We start from the raw sequence: 24,618 nt of genomic DNA, 5'->3' as shown, positions 1-24,618 counted from the left end.
GCGGGGCCGGGTCTACCGTGGGGGACGTGATTGATGTGCGGCGCTCCGGCGAGCGGTACCCCGGCGGCGACCCCGGGGCGGGGATCGACTCCTACCACGCGTTCTCCTTCGGGCCCTACTACGAGCCCGACAATCTCCGCTTCGGCGCGATGCTCGCCTGCAACGAGGAGCGCCTCGCCCCCGGCGCGGGCTTCGACGAGCACCCCCACAGCCACACGGAGATCGTCACGTGGGTGGTCGAGGGCGAGCTGACCCACCGCGACTCCACCGGCCACGAGTCGCTGATCGGGCCCGGCGACGTCCAGCACCTCAGCGCCGGCGCGGGCGTCCGCCACGTGGAGCGCAACGCGGGCCCCGCCCCCCTGACCTTCCTCCAGATGTGGCTCGCCCCCCTGGAGCCCGGCGGCGACCCCGCGTACGGGATCGTGCCCGGCATCGCCGACTCCACCCCCTACGCCCTGCCCGCGGCGGGCGCCCTCCTGCACGTCCGCCGCCTCGCCCCGGGCGAGCGCACGGCGATCCCGCCCGCGCCGCACGTGTACGTCCACGTGGTGCGGGGCGAGGTCGCCCTGGGCCAGGAGGAACTGGGCCCCGGCGACTCGGCGAGGATCACGGAGGAAGAGGGCCTGGAGGCCGTGGCGTACGAGACCCCGGCGGAACTGCTGTTCTGGGAAATGCCCTAGCCGGTTCCTGTGGGCGGCTGGTCCGCCCAGGGGGCGGAACGGGCGGGCACAGGGCGGACCCCGCCGCGCCGGACTGCGCACCACCCCCGCCCCCGCCCACGTACAGCCGAAGCTCAGAGCTCAGCCAGCACCGCGTCCGTGAGGACGGGCCACGCCTCGACGGCCCAGGGCCCGAAGGCCCGGTCGGTGAGGGCCACACACGCGGCCCCCGCGTCGGGGTCGACCCACAGGAACGTTCCCGCCTGCCCGAAGTGCCCGAAGGTCCGGGGCGAGGACGAGGCCCCCGTCCAGTGCGGAGCCTTGCCGTCCCGGATCTCGAAGCCGAGCCCCCAGTCGTTGGGGTTCTGGTGCCCGTACCCCGGAAGCACCCCCTTGAGCCCCGGATGCGTCACGGACATGGCCATCGCCACGGTCCGCGGATCGAGCAGCCGCGGCGCCTGCACCTCGGCGGCGAACCGTACGAGGTCGTCGACGGTCGACACCCCGTCCTTGGCGGGCGACCCGCCGCCCGCGAGCCCGGTGGACGTCATCCCGAGGGGTTCGAGCACGGCCTGGCGCAGATAGTCGGCGAAGGGGATGTCCGTCGCCTTGGCGATGTGGTCCCCGAGCACCTCGAACCCGGCGTTGGAGTACAGCCGCCGCGTGCCCGGCGCGGCCATCACCCGGTGCTCGTCGAAGGCGAGCCCGCTGGTGTGCGCGAGCAGGTGCCGCACGGTCGACCCCTCGGGCCCGGCCGGCTCGTCGAGCTCGACGGCGCCCTCCTCGTACGCGACGAGCGCCGCGTACGCCGCGAGCGGCTTGGTGACCGAGGCCAGGGCGAAGCGGTGCGCGGTGGGCCCGCGGCTCCCGGCCACGGTGCCGTCCGCGCGGACGACGGCGGCGGCAGCGGTGGGGACCGGCCAGTTCTCGATCAACTCCAGGCTCTGCATGCGTACGAGCGTAAGCGCCGTGCCCTCGCGCCGGCAGCCAGGGGGTCGGCCCGCAGGAGCGGGTGAAAACCCCTTGCTTCGAGTGCGCTCGAAGGCCATAGCGTGGGGGCCATGACGGTCATGGAGACGGGCTCCGCCCTCGCGGAGAGCCAGTACACGATCAGCGAGGTCGCCGCGGAGACCGGGCTGAGCGCGCACACCCTGCGCTGGTACGAGCGGATCGGCCTGATGCCGCACATCGACCGCTCCCACACCGGCCAGCGCCGCTACCGCGACCGCGATCTGCGGTGGCTGACGTTCCTCGGCAAGCTGCGCGCCACCGGCATGCCGGTGGCGGACATGGTGCGCTACGCGGAGCTGGTGCGCGCGGGCGACCACACCTTCGCCGAGCGCCAGGACCTCCTGGAGCAGACCCGGCGCGACGTCCGCGCGCGCATCGAGGAGCTCCAGGACACCCTCGCCGTGCTCGACCACAAGATCGGGTCGTACGCGGTGGCGCGGTCGGAGGCCGCCGTCAGCGCGGAGGCGGCCGCCGGGGCCTGCGGGTCCTGACTGCTCACGGACCGCTCACGGGCCGCTCACAGCTCGGCGAGCAGCTCCGTCTTCTTCGCCGTGAACTCGTCGTCCGTGAGCAGACCCGCCTGGTGCAGCTCGCCCAGGTGCCGGATGCGCTCGGCGATGTCGGCCGGGTCGCGCCGCCCCGCCGGGGCCGCCGCGGCGCTCTGCGCCACCGGGGCCGGGCCGGACGCCCTGACGGCCGCGAGGACCGACGCGGCGAACGGCAGTGACTCGTGCACAGGGCCGTAGCCGAGCCCGAAGACGACCGCCGCCGGGTCCTGGTCGGCCTGGGCGGGCTGCGCCACCGGCGACTCGCGGCGCAGCAGGCGCAGATGCCCCTCGAAGACCTCCGGGGAGCGCCACTCGATTCCGCTGAGGTCGGTCACCGCGAAGCTCTGGTCCCCGGCCTTCCACTTGGCCGACGACGCGCCGGTCCAGAACCAGCGGAAGGCCACCGCCTTGCCGTCGAAGGACGCCTTCCCGTCGTACGCCTTGAACTGCAGCGGAGCCTCGGGCGCGGCCACCAGATAGCGGTCCGCCTCTCCCGGGTCCTCGGCGGGCAGCAGGGCGCGCAGCTCGTCCGCGTAGTACTCGGCGAGCGTCTCCCGCTCCGCGGGCAGCACCAGGCGGTACGGGTCGGCCCCGTCCTTGAGCTGTCCCGCCGCTGCCTCCATCAGTGGATCGGCACCTGGTCTCGGGACCAGGTGCAGAACCGTCGTCCCCCGTTTGCCCGGTGTGAGCGTGACCCCCGCGATCGCCTCAAGGGGGATGCGGCGCTCGCCGAGAGCCTGGAACAGCTTCGGCGTACGGATCCCCCGTTCGAAGCGGATGAGCACGGAGTCGGACTCGAACTCCCAGGCGGCGTGAAAACCGGCCAGTACATCACCCATGCGGCTCATCGTATGCGGCACGCGCTCCTCCGTCTCTCCTGCGGCGGGCCGCTGTTTCGCCGATTTCTACGCGCGTCAGGCCGCCGTCGTACCGGAAATTCCGTCGTGGCAGCCCGCGTCCCCGTCGGCGCAGCGCACGGCGTCGTACGCGCCGACGCCGATCCGGGCGAAGTTGCTGAGGCTGTCCGTGCCCGGCTCGAAATAGCCGGTGTGGCCCCGGGCGCGGTCGGCGGACACCACGCGGGCGCCGAAGCCGCCCGACACCGGGTCGGCGCCGTGGCCGAGCCCGCCGACTTCCATGTGCGGCACATCCTGGATCCAGTCGTCGCTGTCCCGTGCGGCCCACACCCGCGCGCGGGTGCCGAGCCCTGACACGTTGTCGGCGCGCATCCCGGGGCTGCCCGCGACCGCGATGTCCGTGACCCGGTCGGGCAGCCGCCGGGCGGCGACCCCGCACACCACCGAGCCGTAGCTGTGGCAGTACAGCGCCACGCCGGTGCGCCCCGGCAGGGCGCGGACCAGCGAGTCGAGGCGGACGGCGCCGTCGTCGGCCCGCATGGAGGTGGCGGCGTCCACACCGAGCCCGACGGGCGTGGTGTAGTCGGCCCACGCGATCACGGCGGTCCGGGTGCGGGGGTCGGTCCTGCGCTCGGCGCGGTAGAGGGACCGGGCCATGCCCACGGGCGCCGCGTACTTGCGCTGGGTCCGCTCGAAGGTGAGGACGTCGGTGTCGACGCCGGGCACGATGACCGACACGCGGCTCGCCCGGTCGAGGTCGCCGAGGACCTCGGCCATGCGGCCCGAGCCCATCGGGTCGAAGGCGAGGACCTGGCGGTCGGGGCGCATCATCACGCCGAACCGCTTCATCCTGCGCTCCGCCTCCTGCTTGCCGACGGGCGAGAGCCGGTCGTCGTGCATGCGCCGCCGCTCGATCACCCGGGCCTGCTTGAGGGCGATGCGGTTCGCGCGGTAGCGCAGCGCCACGGGGGCGCCGTTCATGTTGCCGACCGCGAGCGGGTAGCGCACGGCGAGCCGGTCGCGCTGGTACGCGGTGAGCGAGGCGAAGAACCGCGCGAGCCGGTCGGCGGGCGCACCGGGGTCGGGCAGCTCGCGTCCGTCGATGTGCCCCCGCTCCCAGGCGGCGAGGGTGGCTTCGAGCGGCGACGCGTCGCCTCTGTTCTGGCGCACCGCGGTCCACCCGGTGGTCGCCAGCATGACGAACACGACGGTGAGCGCGAGCAGCGCGCGCCAGATGCTGAGTTGGGGGGATGAGTCGAAGGAAGTCACTGCGGGACACCCTAGGAGAAGGCTGAAGCCCACCGTGCGCGGGGTGAGGCAGATCACGTTTCTTGCTGGGTATTTGTGGCAAAGCGGGCACACGTCGTATCGGATGGTCACACTCCGTCGAAGGGGCGTACGTGTGGCGCACATGGGGCGCGAGGGGGAGCGGGGGCGGGAGCCGCCACGAAGCGTCAAGCTCCGCTACCCAACGTAGCGGTCGGCGGGGGGTGTTGATCGGCCGCGCTCGGCGTCGGCGGTCGCCTCCGGGACGGCTCCGCCGTGCCCGCGGAACGGGTCAGCGCCCCCGGTGCCAGTCCTCCGCGAGCGCGCCCAGGTGGTCGAGGTACTCCTCGGTCGTCGCGCGGATCGAGGCGACGCTGACGTCCTCGCCGGTGGCCCACAGCCGCCCGGCCGCCCGCATGACGCCCCCGAACGCTGCGGTCGCCACCCGCGGTCGCGGATCCGCGGGGTCCAGGCCCTCCCGTTCGGCGAGCACGTGCGCGGCCCGTGCCTCCAGTTCGGTGGAGCGGTGCAGGTGGGCGGCGAGCAGCGAGGGCGTCGACTCGATCATCTGGTACGTACGGATGTGGAGTTCGACCGGGATCAGCTCGGCCATCGCCTCGTTCATGGCCTCCCAGGAGTCGAGCACGGCGCCGCGCAGCGCCAGGAACGGCGGCTCGCCCGGCGGGCGTTCGCGCAGCGCCCGCATGAAGCGGGTCTCCACCATCTCGGGGACGGCGAAGGCGGTCTCCTGCTTGCCCGCGAAGTGCCGGAAGAACGTGCGCTGGGAGACGTCGACGGCCTCGACGATCTCGTCGACCGTCGTCTCCTCGAACCCCTGTGTGGTGAACAGTTCGAGCGCCGCGCGCAGCAGCGCGTCACGGGTGCGCCGCTTCTTGAGTTCGCGCAAGCCGGGCCTGGTCACGCCGCTCTCTTTTCTCCTGGATTCCGCTCACCCTACCGGCGCCCTCCGGGGAGCGCGGGCATCCGCGTCAGCGGCTGTCTTGTGAGGCTCCCTACCAAGTGTCAGTGGCTGACACTAGCCTCGGTCCATGACGACTCAGACTCCGATCGGCTCGGCGGACAAGCCGCCGGATCCGTCCTCAACCTCCGGCCTGGGCAAGGGACTTCGCGGTCATCCCTGGCTGACCCTGGTCTCCGTCGGGATCGGCGTGATGATGGTGGCCCTCGACGGCACGATCGTCGCGGTCGCCAACCCGGCCATCACCAAGGACCTGGACGCCACGCTCGCGGACGTCCAGTGGATCACCAACGGCTATCTGCTCGCGCTCGCCGTCGCCCTCATCACGGCGGGCAAGCTCGGTGACCGCTTCGGCCACCGCCAGACCTACCTCATCGGCGTCGTGGGCTTCGCCGCCGCGTCCGGTGCCATCGGCCTGTCCGACACCGTCTCCCTCGTCATCGCCTTCCGCGTGCTCCAGGGGCTGTTCGGCGCGCTCCTCATGCCCGCCGCGCTCGGCCTGCTGCGGGCGACCTTCCCGGCCGACAAGCTGAACATGGCCATCGGCGTCTGGGGCATGATCATCGGCGCCTCCACCGCGGGCGGCCCCATCGTCGGCGGCCTGCTCGTCGAGCACGTCAGCTGGCAGTCGGTCTTCTACATCAACGTGCCCGTCGGCGCCCTCGCGCTCGTCCTCGGCCTGGTGATCCTCAAGGACCACCGCGCGGAGAAGGCGCCCCGGTCCTTCGACGCCCTCGGCATCGTGCTGCTCTCGGCCGCGATGTTCGCCCTGGTCTGGGGGCTCATCAAGGCGGGCGACCCGTGGGGCTGGGGCAGCGGGAAGACGTGGCTGTTCCTCGGCGGCTCCGTCCTCTGCTTCGTCCTGTTCGCCTTCTGGGAGACCCGGGTCGAGGAGCCGCTGATCCCGCTCGCCCTGTTCCGGTCGGTGGCGCTGTCCGCGGGCGTGGCCCTGATGGTCCTGATGGCCTTCGCCTTCCTCGGCGGCCTGTTCTTCGTGACCTTCTACTTGCAGAACGTGCACGGCATGAGCCCCGTCGACAGCGGCCTGCACCTGCTGCCGCTGACCACCATGATGATCGTCTCCTCGCCGGTCGCGGGCGCCCTGATCACCCGGGTGGGACCGCGCCTGCCGCTCATGGCGGGCATGGTCTGCACCGCCGCCGCGATGTTCGGCATGACGAGCCTGACGGAGGACACCGGCACCCTCGCGATGTCCCTGTGGTTCGCGCTGCTCGGCCTCGGCCTCGCGCCGGTCCTGGTCGGCGCCACCGAAGTCATCGTGGGCAACGCGCCGTTGGAGCTGTCCGGCGTCGCGGGCGGCCTCCAGCAGGCGGGCATGCAGGTCGGCGGCAGCCTCGGCACGGCCGTCCTCGGCGCGGTGATGTCCACCACCGTGGACTCCGACCTGGCGGACAACTGGCGGGACGCCGGGCTGCCCGGCACCCCGCCGCCCGGCCTGGAGAAGGCGGCCTCGACCGGATCGGTGCCCGAGGAGGTGGCCACGTCCCCCGGCATGACCGAGAGCACCTTCGCCCGCATCACCGACGTCGTCCACGACACCTTCATGTCGGGCCTGGGCGTCGCGTTCGCCGTGGCGGGCGTGGTCGGCGCACTCGCGGCGGCGGTAGCCCTCCTGACCAAGCGCGGCACGAACACGGAGCCGGGCGGGGGAGGGGCGGGCCACATCTAGCCGCCGCCCCGGCCGGTCAGCGCCCCGAAGGGCCAGCGCCCCGAAGGGGCGCGGGGAACTGCGCGACAAGCCACGACGCACCCGCAGGCGAGAGGCAGCCGACAGCGGCACGGCGAAGCGGCCGGGTGTTCTCAGGGAGATCCCCTGAGGGTGAGGGGCCAGGCCCCTCCGGGCTCAGCCCGGGGGATTTCGCCTATCCGGGTGAGCCCCACCGAAACCCCTTCCCGCCCCGGGCACCCGCGGCGGAGAGTGACGACAAGTGATCGATACGACACGGGGGTTCACACACATGCGTACGACCAAACCCGCCGCCGCCTTCACGGCCCTCACCGCGGCCGCGCTCGCCGCGGCGGTCCTCACCCCCGCCCACGCGGGCACCGCGGGCACGACGGGCACCACAGCCCCGGCACGGGCCGGTGCCGCTCCCCCGGGCAAGCTCGGCGCGTGCGGGCCCGGGGAGCTCTGCCTCTGGGAGAAGGCGGGCTTCAAGGGCGAGCGGCACGTGTTCGAGCTCGCCGGGGTCGACATCGAGAGCTGCGTCGCGCTGCCGGAGGGGGGCAGCGCGCAGGCCCTCGCCAACCGCACCGGCCGCCCCGTCACGACGTACCAGTCCCGGGAGTGCGCCGAGACGGCCGAGTTCAACACCTATCCCGGCGGTGGCACCTGGGCCCCCGAATCGCCCTATCGCATCAGGGCGTTCAAGGTCTGGGAGCGCTGAGGCGCGCGGCCGCCCGGCCCGCCGACAGGCACGTCAGGGCCTGCGGGGCCCCGGGACGGGCGGGGCGGCCGCCTCCTCGTCGGACACCGGGAGCGGCACGGGGCCACCGGACAGCGCGGCGACCTGCGCCCGCAGCGCCATCACCTCCGCCGTGAGGGCCTCGATCGCCGCGGTCTGGCGCCGCTCCTCCAGGTTGTCCTTCTCGAAGCGGGCGATGAACCAGGCCGCGATGTTGGCGGTGACCACACCGAGCAGCGCGATGCCCGACAGCATCAGGCCCACCGCGAGGACCCGGCCGAGCCCCGTGGTCGGCGCGTGGTCGCCGTAGCCCACGGTCGTCATCGTGGTGAAGGACCACCACACGGCGTCCCCCAGGGTCTTGATGTTGCCGTCCGGCGAATCCCGCTCCACGGACAGCACCGCGAGCGAGCCGAACATCAGCAGGCCGACCACCGCCCCCACGACGTACGTGGTCAGACGTATCTGTGACGCCATCCGCGCCCGCCGCCCCACCAGGAGCAGCGTCGCGACGAGCCGAAGGAGTCGCAGCGGCTGGATCATCGGCAGGAGCACGGCACACAGGTCGAGCCAGTGCGTGCGGACGAAGTGCCCCCGGTGCCCGGCCAGCGAGAGCCGCACCAGGTAGTCGGCGGCGAACGAACCCCAGACGAACCACTCCACCGCCGTGCAGGCGCCGGTCAGGGACGCGTTCGCCTCGGGCCTGACTATCGGTACGGCGTAGGCGACGGCGAAGGCCACGGCCAGGGCGAGCAGCGGACGTTGCGTGCGGCGCTCCCAGCGGACCTGTGCCGACGGCTGCCGCTCGGCCATTTCCTCCATGAGCGCATCGTAGGAAAAGCCCGAAGGGCGACGGGCCCCGGGCCCGTCGCCCTTCGCACTGATGAGGTGTTCGCAGGAGGTGGAGGGTGGTGGAGAGGCGCGCCGGAGCGCGTTACGCGTCGCCTCCGGCGGCGCCCGGGTCGGCCGCCGTCACGTCCAGGAGCTGGTAGCGGTCGATCGCCTGCTTCAGCGCGGAGCGGTCCACCTTGCCCTCGCGGGCCAGCTCGGTGAGGACCGCGACCACGATCGACTGCGCGTCGATGTGGAAGTAGCGGCGGGCCGCACCCCGGGTGTCGGCGAAGCCGAACCCGTCGGCGCCGAGCGACTGGTAGGTGCCGGGCACCCAGCGGGAGATCTGGTCCGGGACGCTGCGCATCCAGTCGGAGACCGCGACGAACGGACCCTCGGCCCCCGACAGCTTGCGCGTCACGTACGGCACGCGCTGCTCCTCCTCGGGGTGCAGCAGGTTGTGCCGCTCCACCTCCACGGCCTCGCGGCGCAGCTCGTTCCAGGACGTCGCGGACCAGACGTCCGCCTTCACGTTCCACTCCTCGGCGAGGATGCGCTGCGCCTCGACGGCCCACGGCACCGCGACGCCCGAGGCGAGGATCTGCGCCGGAATGGCGCCCCGCTCGCCGGACTTGAGGCGGTGGACGCCCTTGAGGATGCCCTCCACGTCCACGTCCGCCGGCTCGGCCGGGTGCTGGATCGGCTCGTTGTAGACGGTCAGGTAGTAGAAGATGTCCTCGCCCGGCTTGCCGTCGGCCGTCTCGCCGTACATCCGGCGCAGGCCGTCCTTGACGATGTGGGCGATCTCGAAGCCGTACGCCGGGTCGTACGCCACACAGGCCGGGTTGGTGGAGGCGAGCAGCTGCGAGTGGCCGTCGGCGTGCTGGAGCCCCTCGCCGGTCAGCGTCGTGCGCCCGGCGGTCGCGCCGAGCACGAAACCGCGCGAGAGCTGGTCGCCCATCTGCCAGAACTGGTCGCCGGTCCGCTGGAAACCGAACATCGAGTAGAAGACGTACACCGGGATCAGCGGCTCGCCGTGCGTCGCGTAGGCGGAGCCCGCGGCGATCAGGGACGCCGTGCAGCCCGCCTCGGAGATGCCGTCGTGCAGCATCTGGCCGGTCGGCGACTCCTTGTACGCGAGCAGGAGCTCGCGGTCCACGGCCTCGTACTGCTGGCCGAGCGGGTTGTAGATCTTCGCGCTCGGGAAGAAGGAGTCCATGCCGAAGGTGCGGTACTCGTCCGGCGCGATCAGCACGAAGCGCTTGCCGATCTCCTTGTCCCGCATCAGATCCTTGAGCAGCCGTACGAACGCCATGGTGGTGGCGATGGACTGCTGGCCGGAGCCCTTCTTCACGGACGCGTACGTCTTGTCTTCCGGCAGCTGCAGCGGCTTGGCGCGCACGACCCGGGTCGGGACGTAGCCGCCCAGGCCCTTGCGGCGGTCGTGCATGTACTGGATCTCTTCGGAGTCGCGGCCCGGGTGGTAGTAGGGCGGCGCGCCGTCCTCCAGCTGCTTGTCGGTGATCGGCAGGTGCAGCCGGTCCCGGAAGCCCTTGAGGTCGTCCACGGTCAGCTTCTTCATCTGGTGCGTGGCGTTGCGGCCCTCGAAGTTCGGACCCAGCGTCCAGCCCTTGATCGTCTTGGCCAGGATCACCGTCGGCTGGCCCTTGTGCGCCTTGGCCGCGGAGAACGCCGCGAAGATCTTCCGGTGGTCGTGACCGCCGCGGCCCAGGTGCAGGACCTGGTCGTCGGTCATGTTCTCGACCATGGCGCGCAGCCGCTGGTCCTCGCCGAAGAAGTGGTCGCGGATGTACGCGCCGGTCTCCGTGGCGTACGTCTGGAACTGCCCGTCCGGGGTGGTGTTCATCTTGTTGACCAGGACGCCGTCGCGGTCCTGGGCGAGCAGCGGGTCCCAGCTGCGGTCCCACACCAGCTTGATGACGTTCCAGCCCGCGCCCCGGAAGATCGACTCCAGCTCCTGGATGATCTTGCCGTTGCCGCGCACGGGGCCGTCGAGGCGCTGGAGGTTGCAGTTCACGACGAACGTGAGGTTGTCCAGGCCCTCGCGTGCGGCCAGCGAGAGCTGGCCGAGCGACTCGGGCTCGTCCATCTCGCCGTCGCCGAGGAAGGCCCAGACGTGCGACTTCGCCGTGTCGGCGATGTCGCGCGCCTCCATATAACGATTCATGCGCGCCTGGAAGATCGCGCCGAGCGGCCCGAGACCCATGGAAACCGTCGGGAACTCCCAGAAGTCCGGCATCAGCCGCGGATGCGGATAGGAGGAGAGGCCGTAGGGCTCCTTGGACTTCTCCTGCCGGAAGGCGTCGAGCTGCTGTTCGCTCAGCCGGTCGAGCAGGAAGGCGCGGGCGTAGATGCCCGGCGACGCGTGCCCCTGGAAGAAGATCTGGTCGCCGCCGTCGCCCTCGTCCTTGCCGCGGAAGAAGTGGTTGAAGCCCACGTCGTAGAGCGAGGCGGAGGAGGCGAAGGTGGCGATGTGGCCGCCCACGCCGATGCCGGGGCGCTGGGCGCGCGAGACCATCACCGCGGCGTTCCAGCGGGTCGCGTTGAGGATCTTCCGCTCGATCTCCTCGTTGCCGGGGAAGAACGGCTCGTCCTTGGTCGCGATGGTGTTGACGTAGTCCGTGCTGCGCATCTCGGGCACGGCGACGCGCTTCTCACGTGCGCGTTCGATCAGCCGGAGCATCAGATAGCGGGCCCGCTCCCGGCCGCGCTCGTCGACGGCGGCGTCGAGGGAGTCGAGCCATTCCTGGGTCTCTTCGGGGTCGAAGTCCGGGACCTGGCTGGGCAGACCGCCAATGATGATCGGGTTGCGATCGGATCCGGAAGCCACGCTGTTCCTTCGCTGTGTTGTCGCGCATGCACGCGATCGGATTCGTGCTCTGCCTTGACTCTGCTCTGAACTCTGCATTGCGCTGTGCGTGTGCTGGGTGTGCCGTACCGGCTCGTACGACGTTCACCATCGTGTACCCCGGTGGTGGATACGTCATCTTTACTGGGGGGTAACCGGGATGCTGACTGGTGACCCTGGGGTAGGCTCGGTCAAATCGCAACGATACGCCCATCCTGCCTAAGGGCCGTGCGGCCCCGTACGGGCCCGACGGATGTGGCGGGAGTTGCGGTGACACGGCCGGGAACGTCACCGTTTCGGCGGTCTCGACGGCCGGGTACTTGCGCGATCCGTCCCGCCCGTGTGGACTACGGCCAATGCCCCGCGCACGCGCGTGGCTGAAGGCATTCCCAAAACATGATCAGGAGGCAATCCGTGAGCGCGACCGCGGACCACGCGGAGACGAACCTTGCCGTAAGGCTGGGTTTCCAGCCCGACATGGTGGTCCAGGAGATCGGCTACGACGACGACGTCGACCAGGAGCTCCGCGAGGCCATCGAGCAGGCTACCGGCACGGAGCTCGTCGACGAGGAATACGACGACGTGGCTGATGCCGTGGTGCTCTGGTTCCGTGAGGACGACGGGGACCTGACTGATGCGCTGGTGGATGCCATCGCGTACATGGAGGAGGGCGGCTCGATCCTGCTCCTCACACCGAAGACGGGCAGGGACGGCTACGTCGAGCCCAGCGAGATCGGTGAGGCATCCACCACGGCGGGTCTGTCCCAGACCAAGAGCATCAACGCGGGCAAGGACTGGAACGGCAGTCGGCTCAGCACGCCCAAGGGTGCCGCCAAGAAGAGGTAGCCGGCCACAGGCCCACCGCACGGCCCCCGACGGTCCCGCCCGTCGGGGGCCTCACGTGTTCCGCCACCCGCCCCCCTCCCCGCTCCGGGCCCGGGGGCCCGCCGTAGGCTGGGGGACGCCCCAATGGCGTACCCGAAGGGAAGTGGGTTCTCGTGACGGTTGCGGTCGGCGAGACGGCTCCGGAGTTCGAGCTCAAGGACAACCACGGGCGGACCGTGCGGCTGGCGGACTTCCGGGGACGCAAGAACGTCGTGCTGCTGTTCTATCCGTTCGCCTTCACCGGCGTGTGCACCGGCGAGCTGTGCGCGCTGCGCGACGAGCTGCCCACGTTCGTCAACGACGACACGCAGCTGCTCGCCGTCTCCAACGACTCGATCCACACCCTGCGGGTCTTCGCGGAGCAGGAGGGGCTCGAATACCCCCTGCTCTCCGACTTCTGGCCGCACGGCGAGGTGTCCCGGGCCTACGGCGTCCTCGACGAGGACAAGGGTTGCGCGGTGCGCGGCACCTTCATCATCGACAAGGACGGCGTGGTGCGCTGGACCGTCGTGAACGGCCTGCCCGACGCCCGCGACCTGAACGAGTACGTCAAGGCCCTCGAGGGTCTCGGCGGCCGCTGAGGCGGCGGTCGCCCCCTAGGGGCGACACCCTGGGATTCTTCGGGTGCGGAGCCTGTGGCGGGCGGGAACCGCTCACTAGGATCCAGACGTTGATCCGATGGCAAGCACGACTGGGGCTCCCCGCCCCTGGACACTATTTGGGAGGACTCGTGGGAGTCAGCCTCAGCAAGGGCGGCAACGTATCGCTGAGCAAGGAGGCGCCTGGTCTGACCGCGGTCACGATCGGCCTCGGCTGGGACGTCCGTACCACCACCGGTACGGACTTCGACCTGGACGCCAGCGCCATCCTGACGAACGCGGAGGGCAAGGTCACCAGCGACCAGAACTTCGTGTTCTTCAACAACCTGAAGAGCCCGGACGGCTCCGTCGAGCACACCGGTGACAACATCACCGGTGAGGGCGAGGGCGACGACGAGCAGATCAAGGTCAACCTCGTGGCCGTCCCGGCCGACGTCGAGAAGATCGTCTTCCCGGTCTCCATCTACGACGCCGAGAACCGCCAGCAGTCCTTCGGCCAGGTCCGCAACGCGTTCATCCGCGTGGTGAACCAGGCGGGGGAGGCGGAGATCGCCCGCTACGACCTCTCCGAGGACGCCTCCACGGAGACGGCCATGGTCTTCGGCGAGCTCTACCGCCACGGCGCGGAGTGGAAGTTCCGCGCCGTCGGCCAGGGCTACGCCTCGGGCCTGCGCGGCATCGCGCAGGACTTCGGCGTCAACGTCTGAGCCGAGCAGTCCGCAAGAACCGAGCCGTCCGGCGCCGCACTCCCGAGTGCGGCGCCGGACGCGCTCAGCACGACAGCCCAACGGCAGGCACCACCCCGGGGAGGACACGATCATGGGCGTCACACTCGCCAAGGGAGGCAACGTCTCCCTGTCCAAGGCCGCACCCGACCTCACCCAGGTGATGGTCGGACTCGGCTGGGACGCTCGCTCCACCACCGGAGCCCCCTTCGACCTCGACGCCAGTGCCCTGCTGTGCCAGTCGGGCCGGGTCCTGGGCGACGAGTGGTTCGTCTTCTACAACAACCTGAAGAGCCCGGACGGCTCCGTCGAGCACACCGGTGACAACCTCACGGGCGAGGGCGACGGGGACGACGAGTCGCTGCTCGTGGACCTGTCCAAGGTCCCGGCCCACTGCGACAAGATCGTCTTCCCGGTCTCGATCCACGAGGCGGACAACCGGGGACAGACATTCGGCCAAGTCAGCAACGCGTTCATCCGTGTGGTCAACCAGGCGGACGGCCAGGAGCTCGCCCGCTACGACCTCTCCGAGGACGCCTCCACGGAGACCGCGATGATCTTCGGTGAGGTGTACCGCTACGGCGGCGAATGGAAGTTCCGCGCCGTCGGTCAGGGGTACGCGTCCGGTCTGCGGGGCATCGCTCTAGACTTCGGAGTCAATGTTTCCTAAAGGACTCTGCCCGGGCTCCCCAAACAGCTGACGCGGTCGGCTCGCAGGGGTTCCCGGGAAGTCCCCGGAAGCGCAAGCGGCCGGGGACGGCGCGGGGGAGACCCGTACACACACGATGGGGTAGCCAGTGGTTCTGAAAACCTTCGGCTGGTCGTTCGCAGTCACTGCGCTCGGCTTGGTCGCAGCGGTGCTCTTTGGGGGGTGGACGGCGTTCGGGATCGTGGCGATCCTGTCCATCCTCGAGATCTCGCTGTCCTTCGACAACGCGGTGGTCAACGCCGGGATCCTGAAGAAGATGAATGCCTTCTGGCAGAAGATCTTCCTCACCATCGGCATTCTCATCGCCGTCTTCGGCATGCGCCTCGTCTTCCCGGTCGTGATCGTTGCCGTCAGCGCGAGCATGGGCCCGATCGAAGCGGTCAAGCTCGCGCTCAACGACAAGGACCAGTACCAGCAGCTGGTCACGGACGCGCACCCGTCCATCGCCGCCTTCGGTGGCATGTTCCTGCTGATGATCTTCCTCGACTTCGTCTTCGAGGACCGCGACATCAAGTGGCTCGGCTGGCTGGAGCGCCCGCTCGCCAAGCTCGGCAAGGTCGACATGCTGTCGGTCTGCATCGCGCTCGTCGTGCTGCTCGTCTCCGCGATGACCTTCGCCAAGAACGCGCACCAGCACGGCGGCACCCACGCCGACAAGGCGGAAACGGTCCTGATCTCCGGTGTGGCGGGTCTGATCACCTATCTCATCGTGGGCGGTCTCTCCAGCTACTTCGAGGACAAGCTGGAGGAAGAGGAGGAGCGCGAGCACGAGGCCGAGGAGGAGGCCAAGGCCAAGGGCAAGCAGGTCTCGGTGATCCAGCTCGCCGGCAAGGCCGCGTTCTTCATGTTCCTCTACCTTGAGGTCCTGGACGCGTCGTTCTCCTTCGACGGCGTCATCGGCGCCTTCGCGGTCACCAACGACATCGTCCTGATGGCGCTCGGCCTCGGCATCGGCGCGATGTACGTCCGGTCGCTCACGGTCTACCTGGTCCGCCAGGGCACCCTCGACGACTACGTCTACCTGGAGCACGGCGCGCACTACGCCATCGGCGCGCTCGCCGCGGTCCTGCTCGTCACGATCCAGTTCGAGATCCACGAGCTCATCACCGGCTCCATCGGCGTCATCCTCATCGGCGCCTCCTTCTGGTCGTCCGTGCGCCGCAACAAGGCGCTGGCGGCGGCCGAGGGACAGTCGGGCTCGGACGAGAAGGCAGAGGTCTCCTCAGGCGTCTGACCGCCCCGGGCCCCGGCCCGGCCACGAGCACCGCACTGGCGGCGTCCCCGGCACGGGGGCGCCGCCAGTGGCGTCCGGGCGCTGCCGTACGGTGAGATCCGGATCACTGGACGGGACGTGTGACACCGGCTCCGGCGAGGAATTCTCTTGTTCGGGGCCGCAGTTGGGGCGCGGCTCCCCGGCCGCCCCGGGGGCGCGGGCGGACGGTGACCGGGGCATCGAGTGGGGGTAGGCATGGGCTTCTTCGACGGTCTGCGGCCCGGTCGGGCGATGGACTTCGCGGCGGGCGCGGCCGCGACGAACGCCATCGAGCTGACCAAGCGGCATCCGATGGTCTCGCTCACCAAACAGGGCGCGGCCACGGGCAACCTCCGCGTCAACCTGTCCTGGCAGATGCGGACGTCCGACCTCATCGGCAAGAAGCGCGGCGGCGGCCTGCTGCGCCACCCCTTCAAGCTGTTCCAGCCCGAAGAGGTCCAGGCGCACACCCAGAGCATGGTCAATGTGGACCTCGACCTCGGCTGTCTGTACGAGCTGGCGGACGGCGCCAAGGGCGTGGTGCAGCCGCTCGGCAACTTCTTCGGGAGCATCAACTCGCCGCCCTATGTGAAGGGCAGCGGCGACGACCGGTTCGGTTCGGGCACGGGCGAGACGCTGTACGTCAACCTCGACCACCGGGAGTCCATCAAGCGGCTCCTGGTGTTCGTCTACATCTACGACCAGACCCCGGCGTTCGACCGCACCCACGCCAAGGTCACGCTCTACCCCAGCAACGGCCCGCGGATCGAGATCGACCTGGACGAGCGCCAGCCGCAGGCCCGCTCGTGCGCGGTGGTCCTCCTGGAGAACATCAAGGACGAGCTGATCGTGCGCCGCGAGGTGAAGTTCGTCTACGGCTTCCAGGCCGAGCTCGACCGGCTCTACGGCTGGGGCCTGCAGTGGGGCCGCGGCTACAAGTCCACGGTCGGCTGAGCCGCCGCCGCGCCCCGCTCAGCGCGGCAGGAACTGCGGCCCCTGCGGCGGCATCCGGAAGGCCGGGTCGGGCACGGGCGCGACCGGGTGCGGATAGCCGTACGCGGGCTGGGGCGCCACCGGGGGCTGGGTGACGTGCGCGGCCGCGGGCTGCGGGTAGCCGTAGGCGGGCCCCGGCGCCGGGTAGCGCGGCGGCTGGGGCGGGTAGCCGTACGCGGGCTGGGGGGCGATGGCGGGCGCGGGCGGCGCGACCGGGTACTGGGTGTGGGGCTCCGGACGGGCCGGGGGCGGCGGCTGTACGGGGTGGGCGGCCGAGGGCTGCGCGGCGCCGGGCCCGCGCGGCAGCGAGGCGTCCGGGGTCGGCTCGGGCACCGCCTCCGACTCGTCCACGGAGATGCCGAAGTCGGTGGCGAGGCCCACCAGGCCGTTGGAGTACCCCTCGCCGAGGGCGCGGAACTTCCAGCCCTCGCTGCGGCGGTAGAGCTCACCACAGATCAGCGCGGTCTCGGCGCCGGTCTGCGGGGTGATGTCGAAGTACGCGAGCGGCTCGGTGGCGGCAGCGGCGGCGGGCGAGGCGTCGTACAGCAGGATCCGCAGCGCCCGTACCTGCTCGAAGGGCACGTCCTCGGCGGAGGCGACCAGGAGCACGCGGTCGACGGCCGCGTCGAGGCCCGCGAGGTCCGCCTGGACGGTGTCGGTCAGATGGACGGCGGTGCCCTCGGTGACGCGCTTCTGGCCCAGGCGCCAGACCTTCCCGGAGGGGTGGCGCGGCTGGTTGTAGAAGACGAAGTCCTCGTCGGAGCGCACTCGGCCGTCGGTGCCGAGCAGCAGCGCCGACGCGTCGACGACGGGGGAGCCCTGGCTCAGCGTCCAGCGCAGGACCGCGCGGACCGCGGTGGCTTCCAGCGGGACGTTCGACCCCTTCAACATCGCGTGCGTCATGCCGTCATCCTGCCCTTCCCGTCCCGGGCGGTACAACGTGGGGGCCCGGGGCACTGCCCCGGGCCCCGGTCCGCGGCGCCTCAGGCCCGAGCGCTTCGCCGGGTGTGCCACGCTGGGACGTCGCTCGCCTGCGGGTCTGTTGTGGCTGGTCGCGCAGTTCCCCGCGCCCCTACGGAGCGCGCCCCCTCCCGGGAGCGGCCCAAGGGGGCGCCTTGTCCTATGACACCCGGTTGTGCCGGTGTGGTGCCGAGGTGTGCGTCATGGCCGGGTTACCTGGATTTCACACCCGAGGGGAACCTCCGACACCCGCCCTTACGTACTATTACCGGCCACATCTTCGGATCGCATACGCGATGCGGGCGGAAGCAGGAGAATCCCAGGGGAACCCCATGCGTCACTTCGGGCACATAGCCCCAGAGGTGCGAGAGCGCCTCTTTCACAGGGAGCCGTGTGCCTTCACCGCGGACTCCCCGCCGCAGCTCATCGCCGCCGCTCTCGGCGCCACGCTGTACAGCCCGGCCACGCGGCCGCGCCTGGCCGACGACATCCTCAAGCAGGCCGGCCGTGGCGTGATCTCGATGGTCATCTGTCTGGAGGACTCCATCGACGACGCCGAGGTCGTCGGCGCCGAGGAGAATCTGATCCGGCACTTCCGGGATCTCGCCGAGCGCCCGGACGCCGATCCTCCGCTGCTCTTCATCCGCGTCCGCGACCCGGAGCAGATCCCCGACCTGACCCGCAGGCTCGGCCCCGCGGTCCGTCTCCTGTCCGGATTCGTACTGCCGAAGTTCACCGAGGAGCGGGGCGTTCCGTTCCTGGAGTCGCTCACCGCCGCCGAGACGGCGAGCGGGCGGCGCCTGTTCGCCATGCCGGTCCTCGAATCGCCGCAGCTCCTCCATCTGGAGAGCCGCGCCGAGACGATCACCGGGATCGCCCGCACCGTCGACAAGTACCGCGACCGGGTGCTCGCGCTGCGGCTCGGCGTCACCGACTTCTGCTCGGCGTACGGGCTGCGCAGGCCCCCGCACATGACCGCCTACGACGTGCAGATCGTCGCCTCCGTCATCGGCGACGTCGTGAACCACCTCGGCCGTGCCGACGGCACCGGCTTCATCGTGACCGGGCCCGTGTGGGAGTACTTCCGCGTCCAGGAGCGGATGTTCAAGCCGCAGCTGCGCCAGAGCCCGTTCCTGGAGGTCCGCGCCGAGGAACTGCGCCAGGCCCTGATCGAGCACGACCTCGACGGCCTGCTGCGCGAGATCGAGCTGGACCGGGCCAACGGCCTGCTCGGCAAGACCTGCATCCACCCCTCGCACGTCATGCCCGTGCACGCCCTGTCCGTGGTCAGCCACGAGGAGTACGGCGACGCCCAGGACATCCTGCGCCCCGAGCGCGACGGCGGCGGAGTCATGCGGTCCGCGTACACGAACAAGATGAACGAGGTGAAGCCGCACCGCGCCTGGGCCGAGCGGACCCTGCGCCGCGCCGAGGTCTTCGGCGTCGCGCGCGAGGACGTCGGCTTCGTGGAGCTGCTCTCGGCGGGACTGCCCGTCTGATGGCGCGACGGAACCAAGAAGTGACAGCGAGTGATGGTGAGCGGCAGTGAGTGACAGAAAGGCGTCCGAGGACGTGGTGTGGTCGGGTACGTGGGTCGCTGAGCGGCTGGGTGTGGAGCTCGTCGGCGACGACCTGCGGGAGCTGCTCGGGCTCGCGCTGCGGCGCAACCCCAGGCGCGCCCACCTCCTGGTGTCGAACGTGCTGGGCAAGCACGTGCCGCAGCTGCCGTCCGTGGTGCGGCGCTCCGGATACGAGCTCGGCCTGCGGGTGCGCGAGCTGCTCGGCCCGGACGCGTGCGCGCGCGCCGTCGTGCTCGGCTACGCGGAGACGGCGACGGGCCTCGGCCACTGCGTCGCCGACGGCGTCGGCGACGCCCCCTACCTGCACTCGACGCGCCGCCCCGTCGCGGGCGTGGCCCGCGCGGGCGGCTTCGAGGAGGCCCACTCGCACGCCACCTCCCACCTGCTGCTCCCCGAGGACCCCCGGCTGCTCGCGGGCGCGGGCACCCTCGTCCTCGTCGACGACGAGTTCTCCACCGGCAACACCGTCCTCAACACCATCCGCGACCTGCACGCGCGCTTCCCCCGCGAGCGGTACGTCATCGTGGCCCTGGTCGACATGCGCGCCCCCGCCGACCGCGACCGCCTCGACGCCTTCGCCGCGGAGATCGGCGCCCGCGTCGACCTGGTGGCCCTCGCGTCGGGCACGGTGCGGCTGCCGGAGGACGTCCTGGAGAAGGGGCGCGCCCTGGTCGAGGCCCACGAGTCGCACGAGGCGCAGGGGGAGCGCGGGGAGCGCGAGGGCGCGGCGGAGCGGCTGCCCGCGCCGCGCACCGAGCCCGCCCCCGTCACCCGCGTGCCCCTGGCCTGGCCGGACGGCGTCCCCGACGGCGGCAGGCACGGCTTCACGCCCGCGCACCGGGCGCGCCTGGCCGCCGCCCTGCCCGGCATGGCGGAGCGGATCGCGCGGGCGCTGCCCGAGAGCGCCCGGCGCGTCCTCGTCCTCGGCTTCGAGGAGCTGATGTACGCGCCGCTCGCGCTCGGCGTCGCCCTGGAGGGGCACCTCGGCGGCGAGGCGGAGGTCCGCTACTCCACCACCACCCGCTCGCCCGTCCTCGCCGTCGACGACCCGGGCTACGCCATCCGCACCCGGCTCGTCTTCCCCGCCCACGACGACCCCGCCGACGGTCCCGGCGACCGCTACGCCTACAACGTGGCGGGCGGCGGCTTCGACGCGGTCGTCGCCGTCGTCGACTCCACCGCCGACACCCCCGCCCTGCACGCCCCCGACGGCCTGCTCGCCCGCCTCGCCGCGCACACCGGGCACGTGCTGCTCGCCGTCGTGCCCTCGTACGCACCCGAAAGGTCCCCGTCCGTGCTGCCCGAACCCCTCCGCGGCCCCGCCTTCTCCTCGTACGCGCCCGACGACGTCGGCTGGCTGCTCCAGGACCTGTCGGCGGTCACGCTCGAAGCGCCCACCGAGGAGCGCGAGGAGGCGATCCAGAGCGGCGGCGCGCACTACGCCGAGTCGCTGCCCGTCGAGTACCAGCCGAGCGCGCAGTACCAGGAGCTGTTCCGGGCCGCGCTCGACGACTCCGCCGCCCGGATCGCCCGGGCCGTCGGCACGGTCACCGAGACGGTCATCGCCGAGCGCTCGCCCCGCCCCGTGCTCGTCTCCCTGGCCCGCGCGGGCACCCCCGTCGGCGTCCTGATGCGCCGCTGGGCGCAACGCCGCCACGGCCTCGACCTGCCGCACTACGCGGTGTCGATCGTGCGCGGCCGCGGCATCGACGCCAACGCGCTGCGCTGGCTCGCCGCGCACCACGACCCGGCCGACGTCGTCTTCGTCGACGGCTGGACGGGCAAGGGCGCCATCACCCGTGAACTCGCCGCCGCGATACGGGAGTTCGAGGAGGTCGAAGGCGTCACCGGCTTCGACCCGGACATGGCCGTGCTCGCCGACCCGGGCTCCTGCGTGCGCACGTACGGCACCCGCGAGGACTACCTCATCCCCTCCGCCTGCCTCAACTCCACGGTCTCCGGCCTCGTCTCGCGCACCGTGCTGCGCGCCGACCTCGTCGGCCCCGACGACTTCCACGGCGCGAAGTTCTACCGCGAGCTCGCGGGCGCCGACGTCTCCGCCGACTTCGTGGACGCGGTCGCCGCCCGCTTCGACGAGGTGGGCGACGCCGTGGACCGGCGGGTCAAGGAGATCCTGGCCGCCGACCGCACCCCCACCTGGGAGGGCTGGGCCGCCGTGGAGCGGATCAGTGAGGAGTACGGCATCCACGACGTGAACCTCGTCAAGCCCGGCGTCGGCGAGACCACGCGCGTGCTCCTTCGCCGCGTGCCGTGGAAGATCCTCGCCCGGGCCGGGGCGGGCGCCGACCTCGACCACGTCCGGCTGCTCGCCGCCCAGCGCGGCGTGCCCGTCGAGGAGGTGGACGGGCTCCCGTACACCTGCGTGGGCCTCATCCACCCCCAGTACACGCGCGGGGCGACCGGCGCCGACGGCAAGGCGGTGACCGGAGCGTGAGCGCCCGCCCCGTCCGGCTGGTCGCCAGCGACCTCGACCGGACCCTCATCTACTCCGCCGCCGCGCTCGGCCTGCGCATGCCCGACGCCGAGGCGCCGCGCCTGCTGTGCGTCGAGGTGTACGAGGGCAAGCCCCTGTCGTACGTCACGGAGACCGCGGCCGGACTCCTCGCGGAGCTCGGCCGGACCGCCGTGTTCGTGCCCACGACCACGCGTACGCGCGAGCAGTACGCGCGCATCCACCTGCCGGGTCCCGCGCCCGCGTACGCGATCTGCGCGAACGGCGGGCAGCTGCTCGTCGACGGCGTCCCCGACCTCGCCTGGCGCGCGGACGTCGACCGGCGCATCGCCGCGGAGTGCGCCCCCCTGGAGGAGGTCCGCGCCCATCTGCTGCGTACGGCGGACCCGGCCTGGCTGCTCAAGGAGCGCGTCGCCGAGGACCTCTTCGCCTATCTGGTCGTCGAGCGCGCCCTGCTGCCGGACGGCTGGGTCAAGGAGCTCGGCGTGTGGGCCGGGCAGCGCGGCTGGACCGTCTCGCTCCAGGGGCGCAAGGTGTACGCCGTGCCGCGGCCGCTCACCAAGAGCGCGGCCATGCGCGAGGTCGCGCGGCGGGTGGGCGCCGACGAGACGCTGGCCGCGGGCGACTCCCTGCTCGACGCGGACCTGCTGGCCGCGGCGGACCGCGCCTTCCGCCCCTCGCACGGGGAGCTGGCCGAGGTGGGCTGGACCGCGCCCGGCCTCGTGGTGGTGCCGGAGGCGGGGGTCGCGGCGGGGGAGTCGATCGCGCGGCGCCTCCTGCCGGAGTGACCTCCGCGGTGCGCCCCAGGCCCGCCCCTTCCCGAACCGGAGGCCGGCCGCCCCCGGGCCCCCGCCGTTCATCGGCCTTCGGCCTCGTCCTCAAACGCCGGACGGGCTGGATGGTTGCCGGTGCGGACCGCATCTCGCCTGCGGGTCGAACCGATCCGCCGTCCGCGGACGAGATGCGGCCCGCACTGGAGACTTTCAGCCCGTCCGGCGTTCGAGGACGAGGCGCGGAGCGCCGACAAAGCGGGGGCACGGGGGCGGCGGCCCCCGGATCGGGAAGGGGCGGGTCTGGGGCGCGGCGTAATCTTGGGGCATGCCCCGTTACGAGTACCGCTGCCGCCCCTGCGGCGACACCTTCGAGCTGAGCCGCCCGATGGCGGAGTCCGCCGACCCGGCCGTGTGCCCGGCCGGCCACGAGGACACCGTGAAGCTCCTGTCGACCGTGGCGGTCGGCGGCAGCGCACCGGCCCCCGCCGGAGGGGGCGGCGGCGGTGGCGGAGGCTGCTGCGGCGGCGGCTGCTGCGGCTAGCGCAGCACGTCGGCCGCGCCGAGCAGGCCCAACTCCGCCCGCGTAGGGGCGCCTTCCCAGTCCCCGCGCGAGGCGACCGCGAAGGCCCCGGTGGTCACCGCCCGCTGAAGGCGTCCCGGCACGTCCGCGCCGTCGAGCAGCGCGGACAGGTACCCGGCGACGAACGCGTCCCCGGCGCCCACGGTGTCGACGACGCGCACCGGCACGGCGGGGCGGTGCCACACCGCGCCCCCGCCCCCGTACGCGGTGGCGCCGTCCGCGCCCAGCTTCACGACGACCTCCGGGACGCCGAGCCGCAGCAGCCGCTCGGCCGACTCCCGTACGTCGTCCGGCTCTTCGTCCGGCGGCAGGCACACCGGCAGCTCGTCGGCGGAGGCCACGAGCACGTCGACGGCCGGCAGCCAGGGGCGCAGGAAAGCCCCCGCCTCCCGCGTGCTCCACAGCCGGGAGCGGAAGTTGACGTCCAGGCAGACGGGCACGGCGTGCTCGCGCGCCAGGCGCAGCACGCCCTCCCAGGCGGCGCGGGCCGCCTCGCCGAGGGCCGGGGTGACGCCGGTCAGATGCAGCAGGCGCGGCGGCGCGGCGGCGAAGGCCCGCGCGACGGCCTGGGCGTCGACGCGTGAACCGGCCGACCCGGAGCGGTAGTAGTGGACCCGCGTCACCTCCGGAAGGCGCGGCTCGAAGAGGATCAGACCGGTGGGCGCGTGCGGGTCGCGGCGGGCGCCGGTGACGTCCACGCCCTCGGCCCGCAGCGTCCGCAGGACCAGCTCACCGGCCTCGTCGTCGCCGACGGCACCCGCCCAGGACGCGCCGTGCCCGAGCCGGGCCAGGCCCACGGCGACGTTCGACTCGGCTCCCGCGACGGACACGCTCATGGTGCCGCCCAGCTTCAGCGGCCCCGCGCCGCGCAGGGCGACCATGGTCTCCCCGAAGGTGAGGACGTCCGGGCCGGGGCCGCTGCCCGCCCGCACCCCGCTCACGCGCACACCTGCGCGAACCGCCGCGCGCGCCGCCGCAGGGCGTCCAGGTCGCCGCCGTCCGCCGCGTCCCCGACGAGCGGCGAGCCGACGCCCACCGCCGCCGCACCGTGCTCCAGATAGGCGGCCGCCGCGTCCGCGTCCACGCCGCCGACCGGCACGAACGGCAGGCCGGGGAACGGCCCGCGGAGCGCCTTCAGATAGTCGGGGCCGCCCGTCGCCGACGCCGGGAAGACCTTCAGGGCGGTCGCGCCCACCGCGCTCGCGGCGATCACGTCGGTCGGGGTGAGGACGCCCGCGAGCACCGGCAGGCCCAGCTCCAGGCCGGTGTCGACACCCGCGCCGAGGCCGGGGGTCACGATCAGGTTCGCGCCCGCCCCGGCCGCGCGCCGGGCGTCGTCAGCGGTCAGGACCGTACCCGCGCCGAGCCACGCGTCCGCGCCGAGCTCGGCCCGCGCCCTGCGCAGCACACCGAGCGCGTCGGAGCCGCTCAGCGAGACCTCGACCAGCGGCACGCCGGACTCGACGAGCGCCAGGACGGTACGGAACGACGCCTCCGGGTCGCGGCCGCGCACGATGGCGAGCAGCCGCCGGGCCCGCAGCGCGGCGAGGAAACCGGCCGCACCCGCGGCCGGACCGTCGGTCGGACTCTTGCGCACACCCTCGGTCATGCCCTCAGGCTCGCACAGCCGCCGGGCCGCC

23 protein-coding genes are annotated in these 24,618 nt (G+C 72.1%); 14 read left to right on the top strand and 9 right to left on the bottom strand.

What is annotated here, in order from left to right:
- Positions 1-26: 26 nt before the first annotated feature.
- Positions 27-683: a pirin family protein gene (locus MQV74_RS14170; protein WP_242717604.1), complete on the top strand. Its 657-nt coding sequence runs from the start codon at positions 27-29 to the stop codon at positions 681-683.
- A 113-nt stretch (positions 684-796) separates the two neighbouring features.
- Here MQV74_RS14170 and MQV74_RS14165 read toward each other — a convergent pair whose 3' ends face one another.
- Positions 797-1,612 carry a serine hydrolase domain-containing protein gene (locus MQV74_RS14165; RefSeq protein WP_242717602.1) on the bottom strand — a complete coding sequence of 272 codons (816 nt, stop codon included), beginning with the start codon at positions 1,610-1,612 and terminating at the stop codon, positions 797-799.
- A 111-nt stretch (positions 1,613-1,723) separates the two neighbouring features.
- Here MQV74_RS14165 and MQV74_RS14160 point away from each other — a divergent pair, with 111 nt between their 5' ends.
- Entirely contained in the window at positions 1,724-2,164 is a 441-nt protein-coding gene (locus tag MQV74_RS14160; protein ID WP_242717600.1) for a MerR family transcriptional regulator, read from the top strand.
- A 26-nt stretch (positions 2,165-2,190) separates the two neighbouring features.
- On the opposite strand, the gene MQV74_RS14155 is transcribed toward MQV74_RS14160, so the two are convergent.
- From MQV74_RS14155 to MQV74_RS14145, 3 genes are all read right to left on the bottom strand, one after another.
- Positions 2,191-3,060, bottom strand: a complete 870-nt coding sequence (locus MQV74_RS14155) for a DUF4429 domain-containing protein (RefSeq protein WP_242717598.1) — start codon at positions 3,058-3,060, stop codon at positions 2,191-2,193.
- A 75-nt stretch (positions 3,061-3,135) separates the two neighbouring features.
- Entirely contained in the window at positions 3,136-4,347 is a 1,212-nt protein-coding gene (locus tag MQV74_RS14150) for an alpha/beta hydrolase (protein WP_242717596.1), read from the bottom strand.
- 289 nt (positions 4,348-4,636) lie between these two features.
- On the bottom strand, positions 4,637-5,266 hold the full coding sequence (locus MQV74_RS14145) for a TetR/AcrR family transcriptional regulator (RefSeq protein ID WP_242717594.1): 630 nt from the start codon (positions 5,264-5,266) through the stop codon (positions 4,637-4,639).
- Between the two features lie 127 nt (positions 5,267-5,393).
- Here MQV74_RS14145 and MQV74_RS14140 point away from each other — a divergent pair, with 127 nt between their 5' ends.
- Together MQV74_RS14140 and MQV74_RS14135 are read left to right on the top strand one after the other, a co-directional pair.
- Positions 5,394-7,013 (top strand): MFS transporter, encoded by a 1,620-nt coding sequence (locus MQV74_RS14140; RefSeq protein ID WP_242717592.1) that lies wholly within the window; start codon positions 5,394-5,396, stop codon positions 7,011-7,013.
- Positions 7,014-7,302: 289 nt separating this feature from the next.
- Positions 7,303-7,731, top strand: a complete 429-nt coding sequence (locus MQV74_RS14135) for a peptidase inhibitor family I36 protein (protein ID WP_242717590.1) — start codon at positions 7,303-7,305, stop codon at positions 7,729-7,731.
- A gap of 33 nt (positions 7,732-7,764) precedes the next feature.
- Here MQV74_RS14135 and MQV74_RS14130 read toward each other — a convergent pair whose 3' ends face one another.
- Positions 7,765-8,562 (bottom strand): potassium channel family protein, encoded by a 798-nt coding sequence (locus MQV74_RS14130; RefSeq protein ID WP_242728673.1) that lies wholly within the window; start codon positions 8,560-8,562, stop codon positions 7,765-7,767.
- Positions 8,563-8,683: 121 nt separating this feature from the next.
- Positions 8,684-11,431, bottom strand: a complete 2,748-nt coding sequence (gene aceE, locus MQV74_RS14125) for a pyruvate dehydrogenase (acetyl-transferring), homodimeric type (RefSeq protein ID WP_242717588.1) — start codon at positions 11,429-11,431, stop codon at positions 8,684-8,686.
- A 432-nt stretch (positions 11,432-11,863) separates the two neighbouring features.
- Here aceE and MQV74_RS14120 point away from each other — a divergent pair, with 432 nt between their 5' ends.
- From MQV74_RS14120 to MQV74_RS14095, 6 genes are all read left to right on the top strand, one after another.
- Positions 11,864-12,295 carry a DUF3052 domain-containing protein gene (locus MQV74_RS14120; protein WP_058845858.1) on the top strand — a complete coding sequence of 144 codons (432 nt, stop codon included), beginning with the start codon at positions 11,864-11,866 and terminating at the stop codon, positions 12,293-12,295.
- 152 nt (positions 12,296-12,447) lie between these two features.
- Entirely contained in the window at positions 12,448-12,915 is a 468-nt protein-coding gene (locus MQV74_RS14115) for a peroxiredoxin (RefSeq protein ID WP_242717586.1), read from the top strand.
- A gap of 149 nt (positions 12,916-13,064) precedes the next feature.
- On the top strand, positions 13,065-13,640 hold the full coding sequence (locus tag MQV74_RS14110) for a TerD family protein (RefSeq protein WP_138959518.1): 576 nt from the start codon (positions 13,065-13,067) through the stop codon (positions 13,638-13,640).
- A 112-nt stretch (positions 13,641-13,752) separates the two neighbouring features.
- On the top strand, positions 13,753-14,328 hold the full coding sequence (locus tag MQV74_RS14105; RefSeq protein ID WP_138959517.1) for a TerD family protein: 576 nt from the start codon (positions 13,753-13,755) through the stop codon (positions 14,326-14,328).
- A gap of 127 nt (positions 14,329-14,455) precedes the next feature.
- The gene (locus MQV74_RS14100) at positions 14,456-15,601 is read left to right on the top strand and encodes a DUF475 domain-containing protein (protein WP_242717585.1); all 1,146 of its coding nucleotides are present in this window, start codon (positions 14,456-14,458) and stop codon (positions 15,599-15,601) included.
- Between the two features lie 234 nt (positions 15,602-15,835).
- Complete coding sequence (locus tag MQV74_RS14095) at positions 15,836-16,573, top strand: TerD family protein (protein WP_242717583.1); 738 nt, start codon at positions 15,836-15,838, stop codon at positions 16,571-16,573.
- Positions 16,574-16,591: 18 nt separating this feature from the next.
- Here MQV74_RS14095 and MQV74_RS14090 read toward each other — a convergent pair whose 3' ends face one another.
- Entirely contained in the window at positions 16,592-17,515 is a 924-nt protein-coding gene (locus MQV74_RS14090; protein ID WP_242717581.1) for a TerD family protein, read from the bottom strand.
- Between the two features lie 389 nt (positions 17,516-17,904).
- Here MQV74_RS14090 and MQV74_RS14085 point away from each other — a divergent pair, with 389 nt between their 5' ends.
- The 4 genes from MQV74_RS14085 (at position 17,905) to MQV74_RS14070 (ending at position 22,939) form a co-directional block, all read left to right on the top strand.
- Positions 17,905-19,071, top strand: a complete 1,167-nt coding sequence (locus MQV74_RS14085; protein ID WP_242717579.1) for an HpcH/HpaI aldolase/citrate lyase family protein — start codon at positions 17,905-17,907, stop codon at positions 19,069-19,071.
- A 46-nt stretch (positions 19,072-19,117) separates the two neighbouring features.
- Positions 19,118-21,607: a phosphoribosyltransferase gene (locus tag MQV74_RS14080; RefSeq protein WP_242717577.1), complete on the top strand. Its 2,490-nt coding sequence runs from the start codon at positions 19,118-19,120 to the stop codon at positions 21,605-21,607.
- Positions 21,604-22,413 carry an HAD family hydrolase gene (locus tag MQV74_RS14075; RefSeq protein WP_374120616.1) on the top strand — a complete coding sequence of 270 codons (810 nt, stop codon included), beginning with the start codon at positions 21,604-21,606 and terminating at the stop codon, positions 22,411-22,413. Before MQV74_RS14080 ends, MQV74_RS14075 begins: the two co-directional genes overlap by 4 nt.
- 310 nt (positions 22,414-22,723) lie before the next feature.
- Complete coding sequence (locus MQV74_RS14070) at positions 22,724-22,939, top strand: FmdB family zinc ribbon protein (RefSeq protein ID WP_242717575.1); 216 nt, start codon at positions 22,724-22,726, stop codon at positions 22,937-22,939.
- On the opposite strand, the gene MQV74_RS14065 is transcribed toward MQV74_RS14070, so the two are convergent.
- Both MQV74_RS14065 and MQV74_RS14060 read right to left on the bottom strand, forming a co-directional pair.
- Entirely contained in the window at positions 22,936-23,919 is a 984-nt protein-coding gene (locus MQV74_RS14065) for a sugar kinase (RefSeq protein ID WP_308402269.1), read from the bottom strand. The two genes, MQV74_RS14070 and MQV74_RS14065, sit on opposite strands and share 4 nt — an antisense overlap.
- Positions 23,916-24,587 (bottom strand): bifunctional 4-hydroxy-2-oxoglutarate aldolase/2-dehydro-3-deoxy-phosphogluconate aldolase, encoded by a 672-nt coding sequence (locus MQV74_RS14060; protein WP_242717573.1) that lies wholly within the window; start codon positions 24,585-24,587, stop codon positions 23,916-23,918. The genes MQV74_RS14065 and MQV74_RS14060 overlap by 4 nt, the downstream gene beginning before the upstream one ends.
- Positions 24,588-24,618: the final 31 nt, after the last annotated feature.

The organism is Streptomyces sp. AN091965, assembly GCF_022698285.1.
GTDB lineage: Bacteria > Actinomycetota > Actinomycetes > Streptomycetales > Streptomycetaceae > Streptomyces.
The sequence above is the reverse complement of the archived record's forward strand: the minus strand, read 5'-3'. Positions and strand labels throughout refer to the sequence as shown.